The sequence below is a fragment of the Nonomuraea sp. NPDC049378 genome (assembly GCF_055586745.1).
Genome location: NZ_JBVJHP010000004.1, coordinates 341,346 through 367,367, shown reverse-complemented (window position 1 = coordinate 367,367; position 26,022 = coordinate 341,346). Strand labels below are relative to the sequence as shown.

25 protein-coding genes are annotated in these 26,022 nt (G+C 70.5%); 5 read left to right on the top strand and 20 right to left on the bottom strand.

Going from position 1 to position 26,022, the window contains the following annotated elements; translation table 11 throughout:
- Window positions 1-3: 3 nt before the first annotated feature.
- The 10 genes from ACZ6SA_RS11670 to ACZ6SA_RS11625 form a co-directional block, all read right to left on the bottom strand.
- On the bottom strand, window positions 4-1,356 hold the full coding sequence (locus ACZ6SA_RS11670) for a GH1 family beta-glucosidase (protein ID WP_465827710.1): 1,353 nt from the start codon (window positions 1,354-1,356) through the stop codon (window positions 4-6).
- The gene (locus tag ACZ6SA_RS11665; RefSeq protein WP_465827708.1) at window positions 1,353-2,180 is read right to left on the bottom strand and encodes a carbohydrate ABC transporter permease; all 828 of its coding nucleotides are present in this window, start codon (window positions 2,178-2,180) and stop codon (window positions 1,353-1,355) included. The genes ACZ6SA_RS11670 and ACZ6SA_RS11665 overlap by 4 nt, the downstream gene beginning before the upstream one ends.
- On the bottom strand, window positions 2,177-3,070 hold the full coding sequence (locus tag ACZ6SA_RS11660; RefSeq protein ID WP_347644096.1) for a carbohydrate ABC transporter permease: 894 nt from the start codon (window positions 3,068-3,070) through the stop codon (window positions 2,177-2,179). The genes ACZ6SA_RS11665 and ACZ6SA_RS11660 overlap by 4 nt, the downstream gene beginning before the upstream one ends.
- 46 nt (window positions 3,071-3,116) lie before the next feature.
- Window positions 3,117-4,508 (bottom strand): ABC transporter substrate-binding protein, encoded by a 1,392-nt coding sequence (locus tag ACZ6SA_RS11655; protein WP_465827706.1) that lies wholly within the window; start codon window positions 4,506-4,508, stop codon window positions 3,117-3,119.
- Window positions 4,509-4,780: 272 nt separating this feature from the next.
- The gene (locus ACZ6SA_RS11650) at window positions 4,781-6,379 is read right to left on the bottom strand and encodes a solute symporter family protein (RefSeq protein ID WP_347644352.1); all 1,599 of its coding nucleotides are present in this window, start codon (window positions 6,377-6,379) and stop codon (window positions 4,781-4,783) included.
- 17 nt (window positions 6,380-6,396) lie between these two features.
- Complete coding sequence (locus ACZ6SA_RS11645) at window positions 6,397-6,687, bottom strand: DUF485 domain-containing protein (protein WP_443151393.1); 291 nt, start codon at window positions 6,685-6,687, stop codon at window positions 6,397-6,399.
- Window positions 6,688-6,891: 204 nt separating this feature from the next.
- Window positions 6,892-7,740 carry a carbohydrate ABC transporter permease gene (locus ACZ6SA_RS11640; protein ID WP_465827704.1) on the bottom strand — a complete coding sequence of 283 codons (849 nt, stop codon included), beginning with the start codon at window positions 7,738-7,740 and terminating at the stop codon, window positions 6,892-6,894.
- Window positions 7,737-8,645: a carbohydrate ABC transporter permease gene (locus tag ACZ6SA_RS11635; RefSeq protein WP_443151391.1), complete on the bottom strand. Its 909-nt coding sequence runs from the start codon at window positions 8,643-8,645 to the stop codon at window positions 7,737-7,739. Before ACZ6SA_RS11635 ends, ACZ6SA_RS11640 begins: the two co-directional genes overlap by 4 nt.
- Entirely contained in the window at window positions 8,642-9,895 is a 1,254-nt protein-coding gene (locus tag ACZ6SA_RS11630; RefSeq protein ID WP_347644101.1) for an ABC transporter substrate-binding protein, read from the bottom strand. The genes ACZ6SA_RS11635 and ACZ6SA_RS11630 overlap by 4 nt, the downstream gene beginning before the upstream one ends.
- A 100-nt stretch (window positions 9,896-9,995) precedes the next feature.
- Window positions 9,996-11,153 (bottom strand): trans-sulfuration enzyme family protein, encoded by a 1,158-nt coding sequence (locus tag ACZ6SA_RS11625; protein ID WP_347644102.1) that lies wholly within the window; start codon window positions 11,151-11,153, stop codon window positions 9,996-9,998.
- Window positions 11,154-11,164: 11 nt separating this feature from the next.
- On the opposite strand from ACZ6SA_RS11625, the gene ACZ6SA_RS11620 reads away from it, so the two are divergent.
- Entirely contained in the window at window positions 11,165-12,196 is a 1,032-nt protein-coding gene (locus ACZ6SA_RS11620) for a LacI family DNA-binding transcriptional regulator (protein ID WP_347644103.1), read from the top strand.
- 9 nt (window positions 12,197-12,205) lie between these two features.
- Here the strand turns inward: ACZ6SA_RS11620 and ACZ6SA_RS11615 are convergent, their stop codons facing one another.
- Genes ACZ6SA_RS11615 through ACZ6SA_RS11590 form a run of 6 tightly spaced genes read right to left on the bottom strand, consistent with a single transcriptional unit; the run spans window position 12,206 to window position 17,259 of the window.
- Window positions 12,206-13,693, bottom strand: coding sequence for a sodium/solute symporter (locus tag ACZ6SA_RS11615; RefSeq protein ID WP_347644104.1), 1,488 nt, complete (start codon window positions 13,691-13,693; stop codon window positions 12,206-12,208).
- Between the two features lie 31 nt (window positions 13,694-13,724).
- Window positions 13,725-14,153, bottom strand: coding sequence for a DUF485 domain-containing protein (locus ACZ6SA_RS11610; protein ID WP_347644105.1), 429 nt, complete (start codon window positions 14,151-14,153; stop codon window positions 13,725-13,727).
- A complete protein-coding gene (locus ACZ6SA_RS11605; RefSeq protein WP_132514953.1) occupies window positions 14,150-14,899 on the bottom strand; it encodes a LytR/AlgR family response regulator transcription factor in 750 nt (249 codons plus the stop codon). The genes ACZ6SA_RS11610 and ACZ6SA_RS11605 overlap by 4 nt, the downstream gene beginning before the upstream one ends.
- A gap of 33 nt (window positions 14,900-14,932) precedes the next feature.
- On the bottom strand, window positions 14,933-16,114 hold the full coding sequence (locus ACZ6SA_RS11600; protein ID WP_347644106.1) for a sensor histidine kinase: 1,182 nt from the start codon (window positions 16,112-16,114) through the stop codon (window positions 14,933-14,935).
- 15 nt (window positions 16,115-16,129) lie between these two features.
- Window positions 16,130-16,543 (bottom strand): HIT family protein, encoded by a 414-nt coding sequence (locus ACZ6SA_RS11595; RefSeq protein WP_347644107.1) that lies wholly within the window; start codon window positions 16,541-16,543, stop codon window positions 16,130-16,132.
- Window positions 16,540-17,259 (bottom strand): DUF1838 family protein, encoded by a 720-nt coding sequence (locus ACZ6SA_RS11590; protein WP_465827698.1) that lies wholly within the window; start codon window positions 17,257-17,259, stop codon window positions 16,540-16,542. The genes ACZ6SA_RS11595 and ACZ6SA_RS11590 overlap by 4 nt, the downstream gene beginning before the upstream one ends.
- A gap of 54 nt (window positions 17,260-17,313) precedes the next feature.
- Between ACZ6SA_RS11590 and ACZ6SA_RS11585 the strand changes: the two genes are divergently transcribed.
- Complete coding sequence (locus ACZ6SA_RS11585; protein WP_465827696.1) at window positions 17,314-18,861, top strand: MFS transporter; 1,548 nt, start codon at window positions 17,314-17,316, stop codon at window positions 18,859-18,861.
- A gap of 5 nt (window positions 18,862-18,866) precedes the next feature.
- Window positions 18,867-19,463 carry a TetR/AcrR family transcriptional regulator gene (locus ACZ6SA_RS11580; protein WP_347644110.1) on the top strand — a complete coding sequence of 199 codons (597 nt, stop codon included), beginning with the start codon at window positions 18,867-18,869 and terminating at the stop codon, window positions 19,461-19,463.
- Between the two features lie 18 nt (window positions 19,464-19,481).
- Here the strand turns inward: ACZ6SA_RS11580 and ACZ6SA_RS11575 are convergent, their stop codons facing one another.
- The 3 genes from ACZ6SA_RS11575 to ACZ6SA_RS11565 form a co-directional block, all read right to left on the bottom strand.
- Window positions 19,482-20,309, bottom strand: a complete 828-nt coding sequence (locus ACZ6SA_RS11575; protein ID WP_347644111.1) for a DUF3618 domain-containing protein — start codon at window positions 20,307-20,309, stop codon at window positions 19,482-19,484.
- A complete protein-coding gene (locus ACZ6SA_RS11570) occupies window positions 20,306-20,686 on the bottom strand; it encodes a phage holin family protein (RefSeq protein ID WP_347644112.1) in 381 nt (126 codons plus the stop codon). The genes ACZ6SA_RS11575 and ACZ6SA_RS11570 overlap by 4 nt, the downstream gene beginning before the upstream one ends.
- A 76-nt stretch (window positions 20,687-20,762) precedes the next feature.
- The gene (locus ACZ6SA_RS11565; RefSeq protein WP_347644113.1) at window positions 20,763-20,930 is read right to left on the bottom strand and encodes a hypothetical protein; all 168 of its coding nucleotides are present in this window, start codon (window positions 20,928-20,930) and stop codon (window positions 20,763-20,765) included.
- Window positions 20,931-21,112: 182 nt separating this feature from the next.
- Here ACZ6SA_RS11565 and ACZ6SA_RS11560 point away from each other — a divergent pair, with 182 nt between their 5' ends.
- Together ACZ6SA_RS11560 and ACZ6SA_RS11555 are read left to right on the top strand one after the other, a co-directional pair.
- Window positions 21,113-24,163: a DEAD/DEAH box helicase gene (locus ACZ6SA_RS11560; protein WP_347644114.1), complete on the top strand. Its 3,051-nt coding sequence runs from the start codon at window positions 21,113-21,115 to the stop codon at window positions 24,161-24,163.
- Between the two features lie 2 nt (window positions 24,164-24,165).
- Window positions 24,166-24,966, top strand: a complete 801-nt coding sequence (locus ACZ6SA_RS11555) for an SWIM zinc finger family protein (protein WP_465827693.1) — start codon at window positions 24,166-24,168, stop codon at window positions 24,964-24,966.
- A gap of 67 nt (window positions 24,967-25,033) precedes the next feature.
- On the opposite strand, the gene ACZ6SA_RS11550 is transcribed toward ACZ6SA_RS11555, so the two are convergent.
- A complete protein-coding gene (locus ACZ6SA_RS11550) occupies window positions 25,034-25,972 on the bottom strand; it encodes a diacylglycerol/lipid kinase family protein (protein WP_347644116.1) in 939 nt (312 codons plus the stop codon).
- Window positions 25,973-26,022: the final 50 nt, after the last annotated feature.

Genomic DNA, 26,022 nt, shown 5'->3' with positions numbered 1-26,022 from the left:
GGTCTAGCCGTAAGCCTCGATCCTGGGCAGGGCGGGGGCGGCGCCGCCCCCGGCGATGAGCCGGGCGTAGTAGCGCCCGGAGTCCTTGATCGTCCGGGCGCCGGTCGCGTAGTCGACGTGGACGAGCCCGAACCTGGGCCGGTAGCCCAGCGCCCACTCGAAGTTGTCCATGAGCGACCAGTGGAGGTAGCCGCGCACGTCGGCCCCCGCGTCGATGGCCTCGCCGACGGCCGCCACGTGGTCGCGCAGGAAAACGATCCTGCGGTTGTCGTGGACCCGGCCGTCGTGTGCGGGCGTGTCGCCGAAGACGCCGCCGTTCTCGGTGACCATCAGCGGCGTGGCGGGGAAGCGGCGGCTCAGGCCGATCAGCAGGTCGCGCAGCGCCGCCGCGTTGATCTCCCATCCCTCGTCGGTCCTGGCCACGTCGCCGCCGGGCCCGACGACCCGCCAGGGGAACGGGCCGGGCGGCGCGGCGGCCATGACGCGCCTGGTGTAGTAGTTGACGCCGAGGAAGTCGCTGCGCCCGCCGATGGCGGCCTCGTCGCCGTCCTGGATGAAGTCCAGGCCGTGGCCGAGCGCCCGTTCCCAGTGCTCGCGCATGTCGGCGGGGTAGCCGCCGGCGAGCAGCGGGTCGAGGTACCACCGGTTGACGTAGCCGTCGGAGCCGGTGGCGGCGGCCCGGTCGGCCTCGCTGTCGGTGGCCGGGTCGCAGGGGAAGAGGCTGAGCGCCGCACCGGCCAGCACGCCGGGGTGGGCGTGCAGCACGTCGGCCGCCGCGCCGTGGCCGAGCAGCACGTGGTGGCCGGCTCTGACGGCCGTGCCCAGGTCGGCGACGCCGGGGGCGTGCAGGCCGAGCTGGTAGCCGAGCAGCTGGATGATCCACGGCTCGTTCTGGGTGATCCACCAGGTGACGCGGTCGGCCAGCCGCCCGGCGACCGCCTCGGTGTAGGCGGCGAAGGCGGCCACGGTGGCGCGCTCGGCCCAGCCGCCGGTCAGCGCGGCGGGCATGTCCCAGTGGTTGAGCGTGAGCACGGGCTCTGCCCCCGCTTCGAGCAGCGCGTCGGCGAAGCGCTCGTAGTGGTCGAGCGCCTTCGGGTCGGGGCGCACGCCGTCGGGCATGACCCGTGACCAGCCGGTGGAGAAGCGGTAGGCGCGCAGCCCGAGCTCCTTGACCAGCTCGACGTCCTCACGCCAGCGCACGAAGGAGTCGCACGCCCGGGAGCCGTCGCCGCCGCCCTCGACGGCGCCGGGCCGGCGGCAGAACACGTCCCACACCGACTCGCCCCTGCCGTGGTGGCCCTCGATCTGGTACGCGGACGTGCCCGCGCCCCACAGGAACCCGCCGGGAAAGCTCATCCCTTGCTCCCCGTGGTCGCGATGCCCTTGACGAAGTGTTTCTGGCCGACGAAGAACAGGATGATCATCGGGATGGTGGTGATCACGCTGGCCGTCATGACGATCTCCCAGTGCCAGTCGCCGCCGAACCCGAACTGGTCGAGCAGCGCCTTCAGCCCGCGCGGCACGGTGAACGTGCTGGAGTCGCGCAGGTAGATGAGCGGCCGCATCAGGTCGGTCCAGGCCGCCTGGAACTCGAACAGCAGCGTCACCACGACCGCCGGCTTGCACAGCGGCAGGGCGATCCTGGTGAAGATCTGCCAGTTGTTCGCGCCGTCGATCTTCGCCGCCTCGAACGGCTCGCGCGGCAGCCCGAGGAAGAACTGGCGCAGCAGGAAGATGTAGAAGGCGCTGCCGAACAGGTTCTGGGCCCAGAGCGGCGTCAGCGTGCCGACCATGCCGAGCGAGTTCCAGATGAGGAACACCGGGATCATGGTGACCGCGCCCGGCAACATCATCGTGCCGAGCACGACGCCGAACAGCGCGCCCCTGCCGGGGAAGCGGAAGTAGGCGAAGCCCCACGCCACCATCGCGCTCGTGATCGTCACGGCGACCGCCGCCAGCACGGTCACGAAGAGCGTGTTCGCCATCCACAACGCCAGCGGCGCCTCCTGCCAGACCTGGAGGTAGTTGTCGAAGGTGAACGTCTCGGGGATCAGCCGGTTGTCGAACACCTCGCTGCGCGGCTTGAAGGAAGCGCTGAGCAGCCAGACGAACGGGTAGATGAACGCGATGGCGAACGCGCTCAGCGCGATCCACGTCAGGATCAACCGGGCGCGCCTCACGGGTTCCCCCCTTCGTAGTGGACGAACCGCCTGGTCACCAGGATCTGCACGGCCGTGATCGCCATGATCACGATGAACAGCAGCCAGGCCAGGGCGGAGGCGTAGCCCATGTGCAGGAACTCGAAGGCCTGCTGGAACAGGTAGATGGCGTAGAACAGCGCGGCGTCGTTGCTGTAGGTGGTGTTGCCCGAGCCGAAGAAGGCGGTGTACGCCTCCGTGAACGACTGCAGGGCGTTGATGCTGTCCACGATGAACAGGAAGAACAGGGTGGGACTGATCATCGGCACGGTGATGCGCAGCGTGCGCTTCCACCAGCCGGCCCCGTCGACGACGGCGGAGTCGTACAGCTCCTGGGGGACGCCGCGCAGCGCGGCCAGGATGATGACCACCGACGAGCCGACGGTCCACAGGCTCATCAGCACCAGGCCGGGCTTGACCCAGTCGGGGTCGGTGGTCCACGCGGGCCCGTCGATGCCGAAGATGCCGAGGAAGCCGTTGATCAGGCCGCTCTGCCCGTTGAACAGCATCAGCAGCAGGATGCCGACGGCGACCGGCGGCGTCATCTTGGGCAGGAAGAACGCCGTGCGGAAGAAGCCGGTGGCCTTGGTGGCGCTGTTGAGCAGCAGCGCCAGGCCCAGGGAGACGACCAGCTGGGCCGGGACCGACATCACCATGAAGATGAACGTGTTCCTGAGCGCCAGCCCGACCTTGGGATCCTCGAAGAGGGTCCGGTAGTTGTCGAGCCCGACGAACGACGGGTCGTTGATCACGTCGTAGTCGGTCAGCGACAGGTAGGCGCTGTTGATGACGGGCCACGCGGTGAAGATCAGGAAGCCGAGGATCCACGGGCTGATGAACAGCAGCGCCGCCCGGGTCTCGACGAACCGCATGGACGACCTGATCGAGGGCCGGGAGTGGGAGCGGGAGCGGGGCATCTCAGTTCGTACGCTTCGTCCAGCCGGCCCATGCCTCGTCGAGCGCCTTCTGAGCGTCCTGCTGGGCCTTGTCGAGCGCGGCCTTCGGCTCGTCCTGGCCGTTGAGCACGCGGTTCACGGCGCCCTGCCAGGCGTCCTTGAACTCCTTGTCGGCCGGGTTGGCGGGAAGGCTGAAGGTGTTCTCGTTGGCCTCGTAGACGGCCTTGACGCCCGCGTCCCAGGGCTCGCCGCCCGAGGTGAGCATCTTCTCGATCTCCGCGTCGGCCTTGACGTTGCCGGTGAGCACGCCGGTGAAGGGCTTGCCTTCGGCCTTGCGCTTGTCCAGGCGGGCCTGGGCGGCGGCCTTCCAGGTGTCCACGAGCGTCATGGTCTTGGCGAAGCGGCAGGCGGCGCCGGGGTTCTTGGAGCCCTTGGGGATGGCCCACGACGAGCCGGAGGAGTAGGCCAGGGGCCGGCCCTGCGGAGTGCGGAAGGTGTCGAAGACCAGGGACGCCTTGGGCGAGACGTCGTTGAGGACGTTGACGTACCACTGCTCCATCGCCATGGCGCCCAGCTCGTTCTTGGCGAACTGGTTGCCCTTGCCGAAGAAGTCGGCGGAGTCGCGCGCGGCCTTGACCTTGGCGAAGCCGCCCTGCGCGTCGTAGATGCCGACGGCGAACTCCAGCGCCTTGACCACGGCGGGGTTGTTGAGCTGGGCGGTCCTGCCGTCGGCCGACAGCAGGTCGGCGCCGTTGGCCTTGGCCCACAGCGGCAGGAACTCCGGCAGCTTGCTGTCGTAGCCGATCACCTTGAGCTTGCCGCCGGGGGTCTTGACCAGTTTCTCGGCCGCGGCGGCGATCTTGCTCCAGTCGGAGCCGTTGACGTCCTCGATCGTCAGCCCGGCCTCCTTGAGCAGGTCGCCGTTGGCCATGGTGATCTGGACCTGGTTGAACTCGGGAACGGCCCAGATCTGCTCGCCGAACGTCACCTGGCCGAGCGCGTTCTCGTTGTACATCGAGGTGTCGATCGACTCGCCCTTGATGCACTCGGTCAGCGGCATGATCGCGCCGCGTGAGGCGAAGGTGCCGATCTGGTCGCGGTTGGCGTAGATGACGTCCGGCGGGTCGCCGGCGGCGACGGCGGACAGGAACTGCTGGATGTCGAGGTCACCCTCGATCAGCTTGATCTTCGCGCCGCCGAGGGCCTTCTCGGCCAGGTCGACGCGGGTCGTCCCGATCTCGTCGGTCGCGCCGAAGCCCATCACGGAGATGGAGCCGCTGAACGTGGCACCGGGGTTGAACTGGCCGGCCGACGGGGTCGGGGCGGCGCCGCCACCGGTGCCCTTGGCACACGAGGTGAGGGCCAGCGCCAGCGACACCGACACGACGGACCAGCGGACGAGGGGGGATCTCATGGGGTTTTCGCCTCCACACTGAGCAAGCGGGGCATCAGGCATGCTGATGACGGCCACGTGGCGCCAGGCCAGTGTGGCAACGTTCACACATCTGAGAACGTACCCATACCGCTGAAATCCCGTCAACCACTCACATCACTGCGTTTCTGTGTCGTTAGCGACAAGAGCGGGTGTGGGACGCCCGCCCAAATGCCCGCAAACCCCTACGAGACAGCCCGATAAAGCACAAAGGGCCCGGCCTGGGGAGGCCGGGCCCTCGGAGGAGAAAGGTGTCAGTGGTCGGCGGCCTTCTCCGAGCCGACGCCGGTGAGGGAGCGGACCTCGATCTCGGCGTACTTGGCGGCGTTGTACTCCTTGCTCATGATCGTGCCCAGCCAGCCGCAGAGGAAGCCGAGCGGGATGGAGACGATGCCCGGGTTGCTCAGCGGGAACCAGGAGAAGTCGGCGTCCTTGAACAGCGCAGCAGGACCCCCGGAGACCACCGGCGAGAAGATCACCAGCACCAGGGCGGACAGCAGGCCGCCGTAGATGGCGCTGACCGCGCCGGAGGTGTTGAACCTCTTCCAGAACAGGCTGTAGAGGATCGCCGGCAGGTTGCCCGAGGCGGCGACGGCGAACGCCAGCGCCACCAGGAAGGCGACGTTCTGGCTCTGCGCCAGGATGCTCAGGCCGATGGCGATGGCGCCGATCACCAGGGCGGAGATCCTGGCCACCACGACCTCCTGCCGCTCGCTGGCCTGGCCGCGCCGGAAGACGTGCGCGTACAGGTCGTGGGCGAAGCTGGAGGAGGAGGCGAGCGTGAGCCCGGCCACCACCGCGAGGATCGTGGCGAAGGCGACGGCGCCGATGAAGGCCAGCAGGATCGTGCCGCCCACAGAGCCGAAGATCTCCTCACCGATCCGCAACGCGAGCAGCGGCGCCGCCGTGTTGCCTCCCGGGTCGCCGGCGACGATCTCCTCCCGGCCGACCAGGGCCGCCGCGCCGAAGCCGAGCACCAGCGTGAGCAGGTAGAACACGCCGATGATGCCGATGCCCCACAGCACGGACTTGCGGGCGTCCTTGGCGGTGGGGACGGTGTAGAAGCGGATGAGGATGTGCGGCAGGCCGGCCGTGCCGAGCACCAGGGCGAGACCGAGGCTGATCAGGTCGATCTTGCCCGCGAGGCCCTGCGCCTCGGTACCGTACTTCAGGCCAGGAACGAGGAAGCTGCCGGTGTTGCCCGACGGGCCGCTCGTCGTGGCCGCCTGGCTCAGCAGCGCCGACAGGTTGAAGCCGAACTTGCCCAGCACCAGCAGCGTCACCAGGGCGGCGCCGGTCATCAGCAGCACGGCCTTGACGATCTGCACCCAGGTGGTGCCCTTCATGCCGCCGAACACGACGTACACGATCATCAGCGCGCCGACGCCGACGATCGTCCAGAGCTTGCCCGCCTCCGACTCGATGCCGAGCAGCAGGCCGACCAGGGCGCCCGCGCCGACCATCTGGGCCAGCAGGTAGAAGATGCTGACGACGATCGTGGACACGCCGGCGGCGGTGCGCACCGGGCGCGGGCTCATCCGGAAGGCGAGCACGTCGGCCATGGTGAACTTGCCGGAGTTGCGCATCAGCTCGGCCACCAGCAGCAGCGCGACCAGCCACGCCACCAGGAACCCGATCGAGTACAGGAACCCGTCGTAGCCCGACAGGGCGATGATGCCGGCGATGCCGAGGAAGGAGGCGGCCGACATGTAGTCGCCGCCGATCGCCAGGCCGTTCTGCGCGCCGCTGAACGACCGGCCGCCCGCGTAGTAGTCGGCGGCCGTCTTGGTCTGCCGGCTCGCCCAGACGGTGATCCCCAGCGTGGCGGCGACGAACGTGAGGAAGAGGATCATCCCCAGGGTGGTCGAGCTCACTTCGACTTCTCCTCAACCTCGTGGCGGAGCTTGTCGGCGATCGGGTCGAGCGACTTCTCCGCGTGCCTGGAGTACGCCCACGCGATGAGGAAGGTGGAGACGAACTGCAGCAGGCCCAGGACGAGCCCCACGTTGATGTCGCCCCACAACTTGATCCCCATGAAGTCGCGCGCCCATCCCGACAGCACCACGTACAGCAGGTACCACGCGAGGAACGCGACGGTCATGGGAAAGGTCCAGCGGCGGAAGCGCCTCTTCAGGTCCTGGAACTCATCGCTCCCCTGCACTTGTTCATAAACCGATGCGTCATGTTCTTTGGTCGTCACGAGCCCTCCACTGTGATGCGGATCACGCCCAACGTAAGAGCGCAACCTACCGGTCGTGGAGATACATGGCCGAGTTGTTCGGCGAGCCGCCGCCGTCCGGCGCTTAGGTGGGAATGGCCTGCGGTGAAAGGTCCGTATGGCGCGGTGAGCGGTTGGCTTTCCCTTTCACCCCTTTACGGCCCCAGCGGTGAGCCCCTCGACGATGTACCGCCGGATCGCGGCGAAGAGCACCAGCGTCGGCAGCACGGAGATCACCGTGGCCGCCGCCATCGAGCCCCAGTCGATGTCGTACTGGGTGATGAAGGAGTTCATGGCGACCGGGATGGTCTTGGCGTCCTCGCTGTCGATGAAGGTGATCGCCAGGAACAACTCGTTCCAGCACTGCACGAACGCGAAGATGAACGTGGCCGCGATGCCCGGCAGCATGACCGGGATCACCACCCGGACCATCGCCACCAGCCGCGAGGCGCCGTCCACCTGGGCGGCCTCCTCCAGCGCGACCGGCACCCGCTCGTAGAAGCCGCGCATGATGATCGTGGCGAACGGCACCAGCATCGCCACGTACACCAGCATCAGCCCGGACAGCCGGTTGAGCAGGTCGAGATCCGACATGAGCAGGTAGAGCGGCCCGAGCGCGATGAACAGCGGGATCATCTGCGTGACGAGGAACGCCAGCATCACCGCTCCCCTGCCGGGAAAGGCGAAGCGGGCCAGCGTGTAGCCGCCCAGCACGCCGACGGCGGTCACCACCCCGGCCGAGACGAGCGAGACGATCAGGCTGTTCATCAGGTAGACGCCGAAGTCGGCGAAGGAGAACAGCTCCTCGTAGTGCTCGAACGTCACCTCGCCCGGCCAGTACTTCAGCGGCATCGAGAAGATCTCGGCCTTGGGCTTGAGCGAGGTGACGAGGATCCAGTAGAGCGGGAACAGGGTGATCAGCAACCAGGCGCCCAGCACGACGGCCTTCACCGCGGTCGCGACGTGTCTCATCGTGCCGTTCACCGTGCCGTTCACCGGGCCTTCTCGAATCGGGTGGCGTTGAGGTAGAAGACGCTGAAGGCGAGCAGCAGGCCGAGCACGAGCAGGCCGACCGCGCCCGCACGGCCGTAGTCGCCGCCGATGACCTGCTGGATGAGGAACGTCGTGATGATGTCGGTGCTGCCCGCGGGGCCGCCGCCGGTCATCGAGTAGATGAGGTCGGGGAAGTTCAGGATCCAGATGATCCGCAGCAGCACGATCAGGGCCAGCGTGGGCCGGATGTGCGGCAGCGTCACGTGCCAGAACTGCCGCAGGCGGGAGGCGCCGTCCACCGACGCCGCCTCGTAGAGCTCGCGGGGCACCGACTGCAGCGCGGCCATGATCATGATGGCGAAGAACGTGACGCCGTACCAGATGTTGGCCACGATCACCGAGGTCATCGCCCAGCCCGGGGTGGCGAGGAAGCCGATGCGCTCGTCGATGAGGCCCGCCTTGAGCAGCAGGTCGTTGATCACGCCGAACTGGCCGTTGAACATCCACCGCCACAGCAGCCCGATGAGGAACCCCGACATGGCCCACGGGAAGAACACCCACGCCTGGTAGAGGCCGCGGCCGCGGAAGTGCCTGCGCAGCAGCAGCGCCAGCCCGAAGCCGAGGAAGAACTGGAAGAACAGCGACACGACCACCCACGTGCCGGTGTTGCGCAGCGCCGTCCAGAACCGGTCCTCGGCCAGCACGGCCCGGAAGTTCTCCAGGCCGGCGAACGGGGTCGAGGTCAGGTCGAACAGGTTGTAGCGCTGGAAGGCGATCACCGCGCCGCGGATCATCGGGTAGTACGTGAACAGCGCCACGAACACCACGCCGGGCAGCAGGCACAGCAGGATGAACCGTGCCCTGCGGATCGTGAAGGTGCGTCCCGCGGCGGTGCGTGCCGTGCTCAAGAGACCTTCTTCGCCTGGTCCGTCCAGAAGGCGTCCCACGACTTGAGCACCTCGGCGACCGTTTTCTTGCCGGTGATCAGCGCCTGGATGTCACGGTCGGAGTCGACGGTGAACTGGCTCCAGCCCGGATAGTCCACCGGCCGGATCGTGATGACCTGCTTGGGGTCCTGCTGCGCCTCCAGGTACGCCTTCCACGCGCCCTGCGAGAACTGCGGGTCGTTCTGGGCCTGCTTCGAGATCGGGATGAGCGAGTTGCCCTTGGCGAAGGCGATGCTCTGCTCGGACTCCGACAGGAACTGCACCAGCTTGACCGCCTCCTTCGGGTGCTCGCTGAAGGAGGTCGCGCCCCATCCCGCGTAGCCGACGGGCTGGAAGGCGTAGCCGGTGGGGCCCTTGGGGATGGGGGCGGTGGACCAGGCCGTGACGCCGCTCTCCTCCACCGACTTGATCACCTCCGGGTCCTGGATGAGCATGCCGGTGACGCCCGAGGTGAAGCCCTGCACCATCTCGGGGAAGCCCCACGACACCGAGTCGGGCGGTGAGGTCTCCTTGAAGATCTTGACGAAGAGCTCCAGGGCCTCGGCCGCCTCGGGCGTGGAGAAGATGGTGCTCTTGTCCTTCAGGAAGAAGGACTTCTCGGGGTCGAGCTTCTCGCCGTTGTACGCGCTGATCATCATGACCGCGTAGTCGGCGCCGCCCTTGCCACCCCTGAACGAGTAGCCGAACCGGTCGCCCGTGGTCATCTTCCTGCCGGCCTCGTAGAGCTCCTGCCACGTGGCCGGCGGCCGGCTCATGCCCCAGTCCGTACGGTAGAACAGCGTGCGCTGGTAGAACCCGTACGGGATGAGGTAGGGCTTGCCGCCGACCTCGACCGCCTTCTTCTGGGCCAGCTCGGTCAGGTCGGACCAGCCGGACCAGCCGGTGGTGGGCAGCTCGGCCAGCCAGCCGTTGTTGGAGAACGACTTGGCCGTGTGGTCGCGGACCTCCAGCACGTCCAGGTCCTTCTTGGTCTGGAGGATCTGCAGGATCTTCTGGTCGGCGCTGTCGAGCGGGGGCGAGATCAGCTCCACCTCGATGCCGGGGTTGGCCTCCTCGAAGTCGGCGATCAGCTTCTTGATCAGTTTCGTGCGGTCGGGGCTGGTCAGGCTCTCGATCATGCGCAGCCGTACCTCTCCCGAGGACGAGCCGGAGCCGCAGCCCGCGAGCACCAGCGTGACGGCGACCGAGGCCGCCAGGAGGGGGGTTTTCATGGCAGGTCTCCCGCGTGTTTAGACAGCGCTGTCAGTCACGCTATGGTCAGCCGCGTTCAGCGGTCAATCGCCGGTGCCCATGTGCCGGGCGGGTCCGCCTTCAGGCGAGGGAATCCCCCAGGGCCTGGCCGAGATCCTTGATCAGCTCGTCGGCGGGCTCCAGGCCGACCGAGAGCCGGACGAGCCCGACGGGGATGCCCATGGTGGCGCGTACGCTCTCCTCCGTGGAGAGCGCGGGTGCGTTCACCAGGCTCTCGAAGCCTCCCCACGACACGCCAATCCTGAAATATCGCAATCTATCGAGGAAACCAGCGACCTCCTGAGGCGAGTCCGTGTTCAGCACCAGGCTGAAGAGGCTGGAGAACCCCGACATCTGCCGAAGCGCGATCGCGTGGCCGGGATGCGACGGCAACCCCGGGTGGTTCACCTCCCGCACGGCCGGATGCTCCTCCAGGAAGGCCGCCACCGCCAGCCCCCGCTCCTGGTGCGCCGCCATCCGCACGGGCAGCGTCCGCAGCCCCTTGATCACCTTGGCCGCGTCGTGCGGCGACATGGCGGCGCCGTAAAGCTGGTACTCGGTCAGCGCCAGCGGCCGGATCAGGCGCGACGGCCCCACGACGACGCCGCCCACCAGGTCGCTGTGCCCGCCCGCGTACTTCGACAGCGAGTGCACCACCAGGTCGACGCCCATGGTCAGCGGCTTCTGGAAGATCGGCGTGGACCAGGTGTTGTCCATCACGCTCACCAGCCCCCGCTCCCGCGCCCACCCGGCCACCTCGGCGATGTCGACCACGGCGTAGGCCATGTACGACGGCGACTCGAAGTAGAGTAGGCGCGTGCTCGCCCTGATAGCGCTGTCACACCCCGCGAGGTCGTCCACGTGCGTATGCGTGACCCCGAATTTCTCCAGATAGCGCAGGAACTGAGTCGTCGGCCCGTAGACCGCGCCCAGCACCAGCACGTGGTCGCCCGCCGACACGAGCGACGAGATCGTCGCCGCGATGGCCCCCATGCCCGAGCCGAAACACTTGGCCCGCTCCCCCCGCTCGAGCGCGGCCAGCTTACGCTGAGCGAGATCGACCGTCGGGTTGGTCCCCCGCCAGTAGACGTAGCGCTCGTCCTCGTTCCTGACCGCCTCGCCGAGCTCCTCCGCCGTCGCGAACGCGAACAACGAGTTCTCGAACACCGGCGGGTTGACCGCGCCCAGCATCCACGGCTCGTCCTCACCCAACCGGCCACAGATCCATTCGTCATCCATGGGGGCACACTATGACAGCGAGGGAGCGGACTGAGGAGCCGAGCCCGCGAGCGAACCCGCGCAAGCCGACCATGGCCGACGTGGCCAGGCACGCGGGCGTCAGCCTCAAGACCGTTTCCCGGGTCGTCAACCAGGAGCCGCACGTCAGGGCGTCGCTGCGGCAGCGGGTGCAGACCTCCATCAGCACGCTCGGCTACCGCCGCAACGAGGCCGCCGCCCGCCTGGCCAGGGGCGCGACCATGCTGACGCTCGGGCTGGTGATGGAGAACATCTCCAACGAGTTCTACTCCCGCCTGGCCGCCGCGGTCGAGGCCGCCGCGGCGGAGCACGAGGCGCTGGTGGTGTTCGGCTCGTACGAGGAGAGCCCCGACAAGGAACGCATGCTGATCGAGTCCATGTACACGCGCGGCGTCGACTCCCTCATCGTCGTCCCGTCGGCGGCCGACCACGCCTGGCTGGCCGGGCACGCGAGCCTCACCACGGTCTTCGTCGACCGCGTGCCCTCAGGCCTGGAGGCGGCCGACGTCGTCATGCTCGACGACGTGCGCGGCGGCCGGGCGGCGACCGAGCACCTGCTCGCCGGCGGTCACCGCCGGATCGGCCTGATCTCCGACGACGACGGCCTCAGCTCCGTGCACGACCGCGCGACCGGCTACCGCCAGGCGCTGCGCGCCGCCGGGGTGCGGGCCGACGACGCGCTCGTGGTGCGGGGGGTGTTCGACCCGCGGCGGGTGTCGTACGAGGTCGGCAGGCTCCTCGACCTGGCCGACCCCCCGACGGCCCTGTTCGCCACCAACAACCGGGCCGCGATCGGCATCCTGCACGCGCTGCGCGAGCGGCCCGAGCGGCCCGCGTACGTGGGGTTCGACGACTTCGCGCTGGCCGGCGTCTTCAACCCCGGGGTGACGGTGGTCCGCTACGACGTCACCCGCCTGGCCCGCAGCGCCGTCGAGCTCCTGCTGCACCCGTCCCGGGAGCCCCGCAGGGTGAAGGTGCCGGTGGAACTGGTCGCCAGGGGCTCCGGCGAGCTGCCGCCCCCGTGACGGCCGCCTTCACGACGAGCGGGGCCGCCAGTCGCCGCGGTCGAGGTCGAGGTCCTCGGGCGTGTGCAGCCGGACCATCGTCCTGGCCACGCCGAGCGGCACCCGGTCGGGGGTCAGGAACGACACCGACACCATCACCGCGAACGCGATCGGCACCGTCCACGCCGCCGGCTGGGCCAGCAGCGCCCCCGCCGGCCCTTCGAACGGCCCGGCCGTGATCGTGACGAGCACCGCCGCGCAGGCCAGCCCGCCGCCCACGAACAGCCCGGCAAGCGCCCCCGTGGTGCTCAGCCGCCGCCACCAGATGCCCAGCACGAGCAGCGGGCAGAACGACGAGGCCGCCACCGCGAACGCCAGCCCCACCACGTCCGCCACGGGCAGCGCCCGCGCCCACAACGCCAGCGCCAGCGGCACCGCCACCGCCATCAGCGTGGCGATCCTGAACGAGCGCACCCCGCCCTTGAGCAGGTCCTGCGCGATCACGCCCGCCACGGACACGGTCAGCCCCGACGAGGTGGACAGGAACGCCGCGAACGCCCCCGCCGTGACGAGCGCCGTCAGCAGGTCGCCCAGCGAGCCGCCGATCATGCGGGAGGGCAGGGTGAGCACGACCGCGTCCGTACGCACCAGGTCGGGCGCGTAGATGCGGCCCAGCCACCCGTACACGGCGGGCAGCAGGTAGAACGCGCCGAGCAGCGTCAGCACCACCAGCGTCGTGCGGCGCGCGGCCCGCCCGTCGGGATTGGTGTAGAACCGCACGAGCACGTGCGGCAGCCCCATGGTGCCGAGGAAGGTGGCCAGGATCAGCGAGTACGTCGTGTACACCCCGTACTCCTTGCCGCCGCCCAGCGGCACCTGCCAGGTGGCCGCGTCCAGCGCGGTGACCCCGGGGGCGCCGTCGGCCTTCCACGCCATCAGCAGGAACACCAGCGGCACGGCCAGCGCGGTCAGCTTGAGCCAGTACTGGAACGCCTGCACGAACGTGATCGACCGCATGCCTCCCGACAGCACGTTCACCGCGACGACGCCCGCGACCAGCAGCCCGCCGGCCCACACGGGCGCGCCGGTGATGGTCCGCAACACCAGGCCCGCGCTCTGGAACTGCGGCATCAGGTAGAGCCCGCCGATCAGCACGACGAGCACGCTCGCGGTGCGGCGCACGGTCATCGACTCGAGCCTGGCCTCGGCGAAGTCCGGCAGCGTGTACGCTCCCGAGCGCCGCAGCGGCGCCGACACCAGCACCAGCAGCACCAGGTAACCCCCGGTCCAGCCGACGGGCAGCCAGAGCATGTCCACGCCGAAGGACAGGATGAGCCCGGCGATCCCGAGGAAGGAGGCCGCCGACAGGTATTCGCCGCCGATGGCGGAGGCGTTCCAGAGCGGGCTGACCGTACGGGAGGCGACGTAGAAGTCGGAGGTGGTGCGCGAGACCCTGATCCCGAACGCTCCGATGAGGATGGCCGCGACCACGACCACCAGCACCGCCGTCAGGCTCATGGGCCCGGCTCCGCCCCGGGGGCGCCCCGGCTCATCGGCGTTCGACCAGTTCGGCGAAGTGGCGTTCGTTGCGCTCCGCCTGCCGCACGTACAACCAGGCGCCGATGACGAAGGCCGGGTAGATCAGGCCCGCCAGCACCGCCCACGCGAGCGGCACGCCCAGCAGGCGCACCTCGCTCAGGTCGGGGATCAGCAGGAACAGCAGCGGCAGCCCGCCGATCACGCAGGCCAGCACCGTGCACACGAACAGCGCCAGCCTGAACTGGGTGCGCAGCAGCGAGCGCATGTAGACCTCGCCGAGCCGGGTCTGCTCGTCGATCTCCAGGGTTGCCGGGTAGCGGGGCCGGCGGGCGGCGGCGGTGCGCGGGCTCGTCACGGTGACCCGCCGCGAGATGTTCTCCCGCGACAGGGAGGTCCTGCGGACCGGGCGGGATTCCTGACGGCGGGGCTCCTGGCTCACTCGGGCCTGCCCTTCCTGGCGCGGCGCACCAGCAGGTCGCGCAGCTCGCGCGTGTGGCGGCGGCTGACCGGGATCTCGGTGTCGCCGACCCGGACCGTGCACTTGCCCGAGTCGATGTGCAGTTCCTCGATGTGCTTGACGGCCACCAGGTGGCTGCGGTGCACCCGCATGAACCCGGCCGAGGCCCACCGTTCCTCCAGGGTGGCCAGCGGGATGCGCACGAGGTGACTGCCCCCGGCCGTGTGCAGCCGCGCGTAGTCGCCCTGCGCCTCCACGTAGATGACGTCGGCGCTGGACACGAACCGCGTGACCCCGCCCAGCTCGACCGGGATCGTGTCCGACTCGCCGCCCTCCACGGGCACGTCGGCCGACACCGCCACGCGCCTGATCGCCTCGGCCAGCCGTTCCGGCCGGACGGGCTTGAGCAGGTAGTCCTCCGCCTTGATCTCGAACGCGTCCACCGCGTGCTCCTCGTACGCCGTCACGAACACCACCCGCGGCGGGTTCGCGAACTGCGACAGCAGCCGCCCGAGCACCACGCCGTCGAGCCCGCGCATCCGGATGTCGAGGAACACCGCGTCGATCGGCCTGCCGTCGGCGATGGCCCGGTCCAGCAGGCGCAGCGCCGCCGCGCCGTCCCGCGCGGTGGCCACCTCGCCGATGCGGGGATCGGCGCGGAGGAGGTAGGACAGGTCTTCGAGGGCCGGCAGCTCATCATCGACCGCGAGGACCCGTAGTTGTGCCATAGACAGTGATAAAACCGACAAGGAAGAGCGAGGTCAACGGGCAGAGACGCCTGGGTGATATTTCGGCAACCTGATGTTGACCTTGGTGCCCGCGCCGCTGCCGGTCTCGACGGCCAGGCCGTACTCGTCGCCGTACACGTGGCGCAGCCGCTCGTCCACGTTCGCCAGCCCGACGCCGCCCTTGGGAGCGATGTCACCTGCGAGGATGCGGCGCAGCCTGTCGGGGTCCATGCCGAGCCCGTCGTCCTCGACGCTGATGCGGCACTCGGCGCCGGCGTCCTCGGCGATGATCGTGATGCGGCCGACGCCGTTGCGGCTCTCCAGGCCGTGCCTGACGGCGTTCTCGACCAGCGGCTGCAGGCACAGGAACGGCACCGCGACCGGCAGCACCTCGGGGGCGATGCGGAGCGTGACCTGGAGCTGGTCACCGAACCTGGCCCGCTCCAGGATCAGGTAGCGGTCGATCGAGCGCAGCTCCTCCGCGAGCGTGGTGAACTCGCCGTGCCGGCGGAAGGAGTAGCGGGTGAAGTCGGCGAACTCCAGCAGCAGTTCCCTGGCCCGTTCGGGGTCGGTGCGGACGAAGGAGGCGATCGTGGTCAGGGAGTTGTAGATGAAGTGCGGGGAGATCTGCGCCCGCAGCGCCCGCACCTCGGCCTCCATGAGCAGCGTGCGCGAGCGGTCCAGCTCGGCCAGCTCCAGCTGCGAGTCGACCCAGCCGGCCACCTCCTGCGCGGCCCTGACCAGCCCGGCCGAGGCGCTCTGCCCGTAGGCGGCCAGCGTGCCGACCACGCGGTCGTCGGTCGTGAGCGGCACGACCACGGCCTGCCTGATCGGGCATTCGAGCAGGTCGCACTCGATGGTCAGCACCTGGGTGCGGCCGTCCTGGAGGGTCGCCGCCGCGTGCTCGAAGGCCGCGTCGGCGTGGTGGTCGTCGCCCGCGCCGTCGTAGACGAGCAGCCGCTCGCCGTCGGTGATCGCGACGGCGGCGGAGCCGAGCAGGGCACGCAGGTGCCGCGAGGCGCGCTCGGCGCCGTCGGCGGTCAGACCGGCCCGCAGCGGCGGCCCGGCCAGGGAGGCGGTGTGCAGGGTCTCGAACGTGGCCCGCTCCGCAGGGCTGGTGCCCAGCTCTCTGCGGCCCCGCATGACCCGCCACAACACGATCGCGGGCACGCTGACGATCACGGCCACGACGGCGACCCCGACGAGGTATTCCACGCGGCCTGAGCTTACTCAGGCGCGCCGCAGGGCGGCGGCGATCGCGTCGGCGTAGGAGGCGGCCTCCTCCGCGGAGGCGTATTTCGTCCGCGGCCAGAAGAAGCCCCGCAGGCCGTCCTTCCGGTTGCGCGGCACCACGTGCACGTGCAGGTGGGCCACGCTCTGGCTGATGCGGTTGTTCATGGCGACGAACGTCCCGCCGGCCTGGAGCCCTTCCTCCACCGCCCCCGCCACGGCGCGCACCCGTTCGAAGAACGGGCCCACGTCGGCGAGGTCGGTGAGCGTCTCGACGTGGACCCTGGGCACGACCAGCACGTGGCCCTTGAAGACGGGGCGCGCGTCGAGGAAGGAGACGGTCACGTCGTCGGAGTGCACGACGTGGGCCGGCCGCTCACCCGCGACGATCTCGCAGAACAGGTCGGCGCTCACCGGCCGGCCCGGTCCGCGAACGCCGTCCAGCTCGTCATGTTGGGGCCCGACCACTCCGCGGGCGCGTGCAGGAACCGCTCGCCCGCCCGCTCGCTCACCTGCTCGCTCAGCCGCCGCGGCGCCTCGGCCACCTTGGCGCCCCTGCAGTGGTAGACCAGCCCGCCTCCGCGCCGCCCCATCGCCATCCAGGGCAGCCACGGCGAGACCCGGCACCACGAGAACACGCACGGCACGCCGGGCGCGCCGGAGTCGAGGTCTTCCGCGGCGGCGAAGAACTGGAACAACTCCATCGCGCGGTACGTGTCGCTCGCGGAGTTGTCCGGATAGTCGGCGACCTTGAGCGGCGAGGGGTAGGCCAGCCGGATGTCGACGTTGTAGACCACCTGGTCGCCGAGGCGCGTCTCCGGCACCGGGTAGCCGCCGAGCCGCTGGTTGACCGGGTCGTTGAAGACGTGCTGCACCTCGACCGACCGCCCGGTCAGCGGGTTGTCCCAGGTGTCGAGCACCTGGCGGGTCTTCGGGTCGAGGTAGAGGGCGGCCTCCCTGGTCAGCAGCTGCCAGCCGCCGTCGGCCCGCACCGCCCTGGCCACGTTGAGCCCTTCGAACCCGAACAGGTGGTGGGGGCCGTCGTCGTCCTGCCACCCGTAGACGTCGCCGGTCCAGTAGGAGATCGTCTCCGCCCCGTCGGCGGACGCGCGCACCCGGATGAAGTCCATGATCTGGAGCCTAGCCCGTCCTTTTTCGCGACATGGTGTTGCTATGTTGGGGACATGGTGTCGCTAACTGAGCGGACCCGGCAGAGCTGGCTCCCCCTCTTCGTGCTCGGCGTCGGCATGTCGATGATCATCATCGACGCGACGATCGTGAACGTGGCCGTTCCCGCGATCATGGCCGACCTCGGGCTCGCGGCCACCGACGTCGAGTGGGTGAACTCGATCTACTCGCTGTCGTTCGCCGCCCTGCTCATCCCGCTCAGCCGCATGGGCGACGCCCGCGGCAGGCGCAGGACGTTCGCCATCGGGCTGATCGTGTCCCTGGCCGCCAGCATGCTGGCCGCCGCGGCGGGCAGCGGTGCGCTCCTCATCGGAGCGCGGGTGCTCCAGGGCGTGGGCGCCTCCATGGTGGTGCCGATGACCCTCGCGATCATCAACGCGCTCTACACCGGCCCGCGCAGAACCGTCGCGTTCGCCGTGTGGGGCTCCATCATCGGCGGCATGGCCGCGCTCGGGCCGCTGCTCGGCGGCTGGGTCGTGACCGACTTCGGGTGGCGCTGGGCGTTCTGGGTGAACCTGCCGATCGGCCTGCTGGTCCTGCTCGGCACGGTCAAAGTGCCCGAGTCGAAGGACCCGGGAGCGGGCGGCGCCGACGTGCCAGGCGTGCTGCTGTCGGTGCTCGGCACGTCGGCGCTCGTGTTCGGGCTGATCGAGGGCCAGCGGTACGGCTGGTTCACGCCCGCCGGCGATCCGGGCCCCGCCTGGCCGTTCGACGGCCTGTCGCCGATCCCGTTCGCGTTCGGGCTGGCCGCGCTCTCCCTCGCCGCGTTCGTCCTGGTCGAGCGGGCCAGGGCCCGGGCCGGCCGCCCGGTCGTCCTGGACCTGTCGCTGTTCGCCGTCCCCTCCTTCAGGTACGGCGGCGCGGCCGCGATGATCATCACGCTCGGCGAGTTCGGCCTCATCCTCGTGCTGCCGCTGTTCCTGCAGGCGGCCATCGGGTTCACCGCGTTCACAGCCGGCCTGATCATCGCCTCGCTGGCGGCCGGGACGTTCCTGGCCGGCGGCATCGTGCCGAAACTGCCGCTGACGCCCCGGCTCATCGTCCGGCTGGGGCTCACCCTCGAAGCGGCCGCCGCGATCGCGATCGGCCTGGCCGTCTCCCCCTCCCTCGGCCCGTGGACCCTGGTGCCCTGGCTTGTCACGTACGGCGTCGGCGTGGGGTTCGCCTCCGCGCAGCTGCCGAACGTGATGCTGGCCGACGTGCCCGCCCACCAGTCGGGCGCGGCCTCGGGGCTGCAGAGCACCATCCGCCAGCTCGGCGCCGCCATCGGCATCGCGGTGCTCGGCTCGGTGCTGGTCACCGGGCTCGGCGCGGCCATGGCCGACCGCCTCCCCCACGAGCCCGCGCTCGGGCAGGCCGTACGGGAGAGCGGCGGCGCGGCCATCGCGGGGATCAGGAACCCCGCGCAGCACGCCGCCGCCGTCGCGGCCGCCGCCGACGCCACCCGCCGGGTCACCGTCGTCACCGGGATCGTGCTGTTCGCGGGCGTCGGCGCCACCCTGCTGCTGCCCGATACTGGAGGCAGGCGTCGCAAGGAGGAGTGAGTCCGGTGCCGAGGATCAGCGCGGCGACGGTGGCCGACCATCGGGCGGGCCAGCGCGCGGCCCTGCTGGCGGCCGCCATGGAGATCCTGGTGGCCGAGGGCCCCGCGCGGCTCACCCCGGCGGCCGTCGGCGCGCGCGTTGGGCTGGCCCGCTCCAGCGTCTACCGCTATTTCTCCTCGACCTCCGACATCCTCGCCCAGCTCGTCGAGGACGCCATCCCGCGCTGGACCGCCGGGCTGGAGGACGCGGTCTCCCGGGCGAGCGGCCTGGAGGAGCAGGTGCGGGCGTTCGGGGAGGTGACGATGTCGTTCGTGACGAGCCCCGACTACGCGCTGCTGCGCGCGCTGGCCTCCGTCGACCTGCCGCCCGCGTGCCAGGAACGCCTCGACCGGCTCCACGAGACGATGATCGCGCCACTGCGGGGCGTCCTGGCCGAGGCCGGCCACGAGCAGCCCGACCTGGTCGCCCACCTCGGGTGGAGCATCCTCGGCGAAGCCCAGCGCCGGATCGCCGCGGGCGCCGACCCCCACGCCGACGCCGGCACGATCACCGCGACCACGCTCACCGTCCTGTGCCGGGCCCTGCTCCCTCCCGCACCCTGAACGTCACGCCTTCCTGCCTCACCGGGGCAGGGCCACGCGGTTCCGCGCACGCCGCCCCTTCAGCGACCGGAGCCGGGCCGCTCCGTTCCGCGCGCGCCGCCTCATCATCGCCCAGGGCCGGGCCGCCTGTCTCCGCGCGCGCCGCTTCATCATCATCCGGCGCCACAGGAAACCGATCACGGCGCCGATGGCGGCGACGAGCAGCGCGGGCCGCTTCCTCGCCTGCGTGGCGACGTCCCTGGCCTCAGGAGCGCTCTCGCGCACCTTGCCCGCCACGTCCGAAGCCTTGCCCCTGACCGTCGCGGCCGCACCGGCCGCCCGCCCCTTGGCCGTCTCCGCCGCGTGACCCACCTTGCCCTTGGCCGTCTCAGCCGCGTGACCGGCCCTGCCCCTGGCCGTTTCGGCCGCATGGCCCGCCTTGCCCTTGGCCGCCTGCGCGGCATGGCTCGCCCTGGACCTCACGTCGGCCTTGCCCGCCAGCGCGCTGACGGTTTCGCCCAGATCTCTCCGGGTCTTCTGGATGTCCTTACGCACGTCGTCCCCTTCCTCGTCCCCTGCCCCGTCCCCTTCCTCGCCGTCCGCCCCGCTCTCCCCCTTCAGCGACTCCTCCTCCGTCCGCCGGCTCTCCGTGGCCTCGGACCGCTCGTCGGCGATGGGGGCTTCGGGGATGAAGGTCTCGTGTTCCTCACGGGCGGCCTCGGCGTGCCTCGCGTTCTCCGCCGCGCCCGCCCTCGTCGGGGGGACGTTGATGGACTCGCGCTCCGTCGGCGTGCCCACGGTCGCTCTGCGCGCGCCGACGTCTCCTGCGTGTTGCTCCCCGGTGTATCCGGGATCGGTCTCGCTCATCGCCGAGCCTTCTCCTTGACCATGTCGATGTCGGCCCTGACACTCGCGAAGGTTTCCCCCGGGACCGGCGGGCCGGCTCGTTTCACCTGTTTCCTGCCAGTCAGGCCGAGTACGGCGGCGACGACGAACAGGACCACCGCGACGATCGCGGCGGCCACCCAGCCGGGCAGGACAAGGGCGAGCAGCATGATGACGGCGGCCACGAGGGCGCCGGCGCCGAACAGCGCGGTCACGCCCGCCGCGCCGAACAGCCCCGCGCCGAACCCCGCGTGCCTGCCCTTCTCCCGGAGCTCGATCCTGGCCAGGCGCAGTTCGTCCTTGACCAGCCGGGAGACCTGCTCGGAGAGGTCGTTGACCAGCTTGTGGGTGTCGTTCACGACGATCGCCTCCTCCGCTGCGGAAGGCGACTACCCAGACAACCGGCCTTCTATCACGCGCCGATGGCGCGCGGGACTAGCGCCTGGCGGCCTTGAGGACGAAGCGCAGGACGGACACCACGGGGTCGTTCTTGTCGGCCTCGCACCAGTTGCCCGGCTGCTTCGGCTTGCTCCACGGGGACGGGAGCTCGCACGAGGGAGCCTGCGGCTTGGGACGCTCGCACCACGATCCGGGAGGGTTCATACCTCCATGCTACGCGCGCATGTCCGCGTCCACGCGGCCGAACCGACGCGTCATGCCGCACGGGCGGGGCCGCGTACGCGATCCACGGGCGCGGCTCCGTGGCGGGTGCCGCGATGCGGGCGGGCGGCCCACGGGGCGCGATGCGGGCGGGCTGCCCACGGCGGCGGCGGTAACCTGCCAGGGTGCGGGTACACGGAGTTTGGGCCGGCGACGGGCTCGCCTTCTGGGCCGAGACCACGACCCAGGACGAGCGCACGAGCCAGGGTGCGGAGCGGGGTGCGGGGCGGGGCGGGGGATGGGGTGCGGGGCGGGAGACGGCGCCGCGTGCGCATCCGCACGCCGCTTCCTGGGCCGTGGTCGCCGCCGCCCTCGGGCTCGACGACCCGCCGTCGCGGACGCTGGCGCTGCTCCTGCCCGGCTCGGCCAGAGAGCCCCTGCCCTCGCCGGAGACCGGGCGGCTGGCGGAGGTGACCCGGCCACGGCTGCGGCTCTGGCAGGTTCCCGCCGTGGTGCCACCCGCCGCCGTGGCCCTGCCGATGCTGGACGGGCACGCGGGCACCGCGACCCTGCGCCACTGGAGCGCCGTCGCCGCCTTCGCCCGCGACCTGGTACGCCGGGGCCGGGTCATCCCCAGGCTCATCCCCGCTCATGGCATGGCTCGGGCGGCGTGGTGGCCGGTGGTGACAGGGGTGGATGCCGGATATTTCCGGGAGCTGGCGCTGGCGATGCCGCCCGCCTGCCGCACCTCCCGTACCGAACGGCCCTCCGCGGACGTCCTGCGCGAGGCGCTCGAAACGTTCACCGACGCGCTGGTCAGACAGACGCTGGCCGAACCTCTCACCACAGGGCCTGTCACCACAGGGCCTGTCACCACAGGGCCTGTCACCACAGGGCCCCTCACCACAGGGCCGCGCGAGCGCTGGCTGGCCGCGCTGACCGGCGGCGATCCGGCCTGTCCCGACGTGCCCGACCTGCGGCAAGAGCTTGAGAAGTGGCACGACGCGGTGACGACCGCCGAGGGCGCGGCGCGGGTGTGCTTCCGCCTCCTGGAGCCCGCCGGCACCCACGCCGGCACTGATGACAGGACCTCCGGAACTGACGGCGAGGCCGATGACAGGGCCGGCGGGTGGCGGGTCGAGCTGGCGTTGCAGGCCGCCGACGACCCCAGCCTGTACGTTCCCGCCGCCCAGGTGTGGCGCGAGGGCGGGCCCGCCGGGTTCCCGGGGAAACCGCAACGGGAGCTGCTGGCCGGGCTGGGGCGGGCGGTCAGGCTCTATCCCGAACTGGACCGAGCCCTGCGCGTCCCCCAGCCGAGGGAGCTGGCCCTGGACACCGCGGGCGCGTTCGCGTTCCTCAGGCAGGCGGCGCCGCTGTTGCAGGCGGCCGGGTTCGGTGTGCAGCTGCCGCGCTGGGCGGGCCGTACGAAGCTGGGGCTGAAGCTCACCACGAGGACGAAGGCGCAGAAGGCGGCCTCGGCCCAGGGGTTCGGGATGCGGGAGCTGGTCGACTTCCGCATCGACCTGGCGGTGGGCGACGAGTCGATCAGCGAGGCGGAGCTGGCCGAGCTGGCCCGGCTCAAGGTGCCGCTGGTGCGGGTGCGCGGCCAGTGGGTGGAGCTGGACGAGCGGCAGCTCAAGGCGGCGCTCAAGGCCGTCGAGGGCGCCCGTACGGGCGAGGCGAGCGCCGCCGACCTGCTGCGTCACGTCGTGCGGGCCGATGACGACGAGCTGCCGCTGCTGGAGGTCGACGCCGACGGCGTGCTCGGCGACCTGCTGTCCGGGCAGGCCGAGCGGCGGCTGACGCCGCTGGCCACGCCGGCGGGACTGGACGCCGCACTCAGGCCCTACCAGGAGCGGGGCCTGGCCTGGCTGAGCTTCCTGTCGGAGCTGGGCCTGGGCGGCGTGCTGGCCGACGACATGGGGCTGGGCAAGACGATCACCACGCTGGCGCTGCTCGTGCACGAGCGGGCCGCTGCCCCGACGCTGCTGGTGTGCCCGATGTCGCTGGTCGGCAACTGGCAGCGGGAGGCGGCCAGGTTCGCACCCGGGCTGCGCGTCCACGTGCACCACGGCAGCGGCCGAGACCCCGCGGAGATCGAGCACGCCGATCTGGTGATCACCACGTACGGCACCGCCCAGCGCGACCTGGAGACGCTCCGGCGCCACGAATGGCGCAGGGTCGTGTGCGACGAGGCGCAAGCGATCAAGAACAGCGGGACGTTGCAGGCCCAGGCCGTACGGTCGATCCCCACGGGCACCCGGCTGGCGCTGACGGGCACTCCGGTCGAGAACCATCTGGCCGAGCTCTGGTCGATCATGGAGTTCGCCAACCCTGGCCTGCTGGGGCCGCGCACACGGTTCAGGACGAGGTTCCAGGAGCCCATCGAGGCGCGGCAGGACGAGCAGGCGGCCAGGGCGCTCAAGCGGGCGACGGGCCCGTTCATCCTCCGCCGCCTCAAAACCGATAAGTCCATCATTTCCGATTTGCCGGAAAAGCTGGAGATCAAGGAGTGGTGCCCGCTCACCACGGAACAGGCCACGCTCTACCAGGCGGTCGTCGACGACATGCTGGCCAGGATCGACGACAGTGAGGGCATCGAGCGGCGCGGCCTGGTGTTGTCGGCCATGGCCAGGCTCAAGCAGGTCTGCAACCATCCGGCCCACCTGCTCAAGGACGGCTCCCGCCTGTCGGGCAGGTCGGGCAAGCTGGCCCGGTTGGAGCAGCTGTCCGAAGAAATCCTGGCGGAAGGCGAAAAAGCACTGCTTTTCACGCAGTACGCGGAGTTCGGCACCATGCTTCAGCCGTACCTGGCCCAGCGGCTCGGCACGACCGTCCTCTGGCTGCACGGCGGGCTGCCGAAGAAGACCCGAGACCGCCTGGTCGACCGGTTCCAGAACGACGACGAGCCGATGTTGTTCGTGCTCTCGCTCAAGGCGGCCGGCGTCGGCCTCAACCTCACCGCCGCCAACCACGTCGTCCACGTCGACCGCTGGTGGAACCCGGCCGTCGAGGACCAGGCCACCGACCGCGCGTTCCGCATCGGGCAGCGCAAGAACGTGCAGGTGCGCAAGCTCATCTGCGCGGGCACCCTCGAAGAACGCGTCGACCAGATGATCGAGCGCAAGAAGGCCCTGGCCGAGCGGGTGGTCGGGGCCGGCGAGGACTGGCTCACCGACCTGTCCACCGACGAGTTGCGCGAGGTGTTCCGGCTGACGGCGGAGGGGGTGGGCTGAGCATGGTCACGTTCGAGGACTGGTACGACGGCGCCCAGCCGATCAGGGTCGAGGGCGGCATCAAGGCCCGCACGCGGCGGGGCAGCATCGGCTCCACGTGGTGGTCGCGGCGGTTCATCGACATCCTGGAGCGCGTCTGCGACAAGGGACGGCTCTCGCGCGGCCGCGCCTACGCCCGGCAGGGCCAGGTCCTGTCGATCGACCTGGCGGCCGGGGAGGTGCGGGCCGGCGTGCAGGGCTCGCGGCGCGACCCGTACGACGTCGTGATCAGGATCGAGGCGTACGGCGAGTCGCTCTGGGACTCCGTCGAGGAGTCGATCGCGGCGCAGGCCGTGCACCGGGCCAAGCTGCTGGCCGGGGAGATGCCGGCCGAGATCGAGGAGGTGTTCGCCGCGCTCGGGATCGACCTGTTCCCGCGTGACCTCGACATGGACTGCTCGTGCCCCGACTGGGGTTTCCCGTGCAAGCACCTGTCGGCGGTGCTCTATCTGCTGGCCGAGTCGTTCGACGACGACCCGTTCCTGGTGCTGGCCTGGCGCGGGCGCACCCGCGAGCAGCTGCTCGGCTCGCTGGCGGACGACGCCGCGGACGCCACGGTGGTCGCCGGGGTGGACGCGCTGCACGTGGACGACGTGCCGTTCGCCGACCGCCTGGCCGACTTCTACGCGCCCGGCGCGACGGCCCACCGCCCCGAGCGGCGCCCGTCCGCCGCCGCCCCCGACCTCCTCCTGCGCCTCTTCCCGCCGCCCGCCGGCCTGGCGGACCCACTGGAGCCCGCCTACCGGCGCCTGGGCGACGCCTGAAGCCGGGCCGGCGGGGTCAGCTGGCAGGGTCAGGTAGCGCGGTCAGGTAGCGGGGCCGGGCGCCGGCTCAGTTGTCCTCGAACGAGGACGGCACCATGACGCGCACCCCGTTGGGGACCACCCGCAGCCTGATGGGCGTGCGCAGCCGCACCTCGCCGTCGACGTCGGCGGCCATCGGCGGATCGGTCTCCAGGAGCATCTCGCGGCCCGTCACGAACGGCCCCCCTGCGAGGCTGCGCCAGCGCCCGGTGGTCGCCCTGAGCAGGGTCTCGCCCAGCAGCCGCAGCTTCTTGCCCGACCCGAGCTGGTAGGCCACCAGCATGCCGTTGTCGATGCTGATGTCCCTGGCGACCTGCCAGCCCCCGTGGAAGCGGCCGTTGGCGATGTTGAGCTGGTGGGTGAGGAGCTCGTGCCGCTGCCCCTCGACGGTGATGAAGGCGCGGAACGGCGTGTGGCCCGGCAGGATCGTCAGCGCCGTCAGCGGATAGGCGGGACGCCCCACGATGCGCTTGAGCCACGGCTTGACCTTGCCCGCCACCTCGACCGACACCCCGAAGCTGGCCAGGTTGGCGAACGGCCGGTCGTCGGCCAGGCCGAGATCGATGTCGGCCACCTTGCCCGTGTCGAACACCTTGATCGCCCCGGCCAGGTCGAGGGGGAGGCCGAGGCTGCGGGCGAAGTTGTTGGTGGTGCCCAGCGGCAGCACGCCGAGCGCCACGTCGCGGTGGGCCACGTGCCGCACCGCCGAGGAGAGCGTGCCGTCGCCGCCGCCCACGATGAGCAGGTCAGGCTCGGTGGCCAGGGCGGTGTCGAGCAGCTCGCGCAGCCGCTTGGGGTTGTAGACCGACAGCTCCGCCAGCGGCTCGAACCCGAGGTTGTGGATCTGCTCGATCACCTCGAAATAGTGCCGCCGGCCGCGGCGCGAGCGAGTGTTCACCACGACCGCCACCCGGCGATCTCTCCGGATCGCCTCGGTGTGCTCGTCCTTGGTGCGCAGTTCGGTCATGGTCATCAATCGTAAGTGCACAACCCGCTACCTTCGGCCGCCCGCTGAAC

Bases quoted from the DNA above. Each gene is read 5' to 3' on its own strand.
- ACZ6SA_RS11590 (WP_465827698.1), bottom strand. From the start codon at position 17,259: ATGGACTTCATCCGGGTGCGCGCGTCCGCCGACGGGGCGGAGACGATC.
- ACZ6SA_RS11555 (WP_465827693.1), top strand. From the start codon at position 24,166: ATGGTCACGTTCGAGGACTGGTACGACGGCGCCCAGCCGATCAGGGTC.
- ACZ6SA_RS11660 (WP_347644096.1), bottom strand. From the start codon at position 3,070: ATGCGGTTCGTCGAGACCCGGGCGGCGCTGCTGTTCATCAGCCCGTGG.
- ACZ6SA_RS11550 (WP_347644116.1), bottom strand. From the start codon at position 25,972: ATGACCGAACTGCGCACCAAGGACGAGCACACCGAGGCGATCCGGAGA.
- ACZ6SA_RS11620 (WP_347644103.1), top strand. From the start codon at position 11,165: ATGACAGCGAGGGAGCGGACTGAGGAGCCGAGCCCGCGAGCGAACCCG.
- ACZ6SA_RS11585 (WP_465827696.1), top strand. From the start codon at position 17,314: ATGGTGTCGCTAACTGAGCGGACCCGGCAGAGCTGGCTCCCCCTCTTC.
- ACZ6SA_RS11630 (WP_347644101.1), bottom strand. From the start codon at position 9,895: ATGAAAACCCCCCTCCTGGCGGCCTCGGTCGCCGTCACGCTGGTGCTC.
- ACZ6SA_RS11605 (WP_132514953.1), bottom strand. From the start codon at position 14,899: ATGGCACAACTACGGGTCCTCGCGGTCGATGATGAGCTGCCGGCCCTC.
- ACZ6SA_RS11565 (WP_347644113.1), bottom strand. From the start codon at position 20,930: ATGAACCCTCCCGGATCGTGGTGCGAGCGTCCCAAGCCGCAGGCTCCC.
- ACZ6SA_RS11615 (WP_347644104.1), bottom strand. From the start codon at position 13,693: ATGAGCCTGACGGCGGTGCTGGTGGTCGTGGTCGCGGCCATCCTCATC.
- ACZ6SA_RS11655 (WP_465827706.1), bottom strand. From the start codon at position 4,508: ATGAGATCCCCCCTCGTCCGCTGGTCCGTCGTGTCGGTGTCGCTGGCG.
- ACZ6SA_RS11575 (WP_347644111.1), bottom strand. From the start codon at position 20,309: ATGAGCGAGACCGATCCCGGATACACCGGGGAGCAACACGCAGGAGAC.
- ACZ6SA_RS11650 (WP_347644352.1), bottom strand. From the start codon at position 6,379: ATGATCCTCTTCCTCACGTTCGTCGCCGCCACGCTGGGGATCACCGTC.
- ACZ6SA_RS11625 (WP_347644102.1), bottom strand. From the start codon at position 11,153: ATGGATGACGAATGGATCTGTGGCCGGTTGGGTGAGGACGAGCCGTGG.
- ACZ6SA_RS11670 (WP_465827710.1), bottom strand. From the start codon at position 1,356: ATGAGCTTTCCCGGCGGGTTCCTGTGGGGCGCGGGCACGTCCGCGTAC.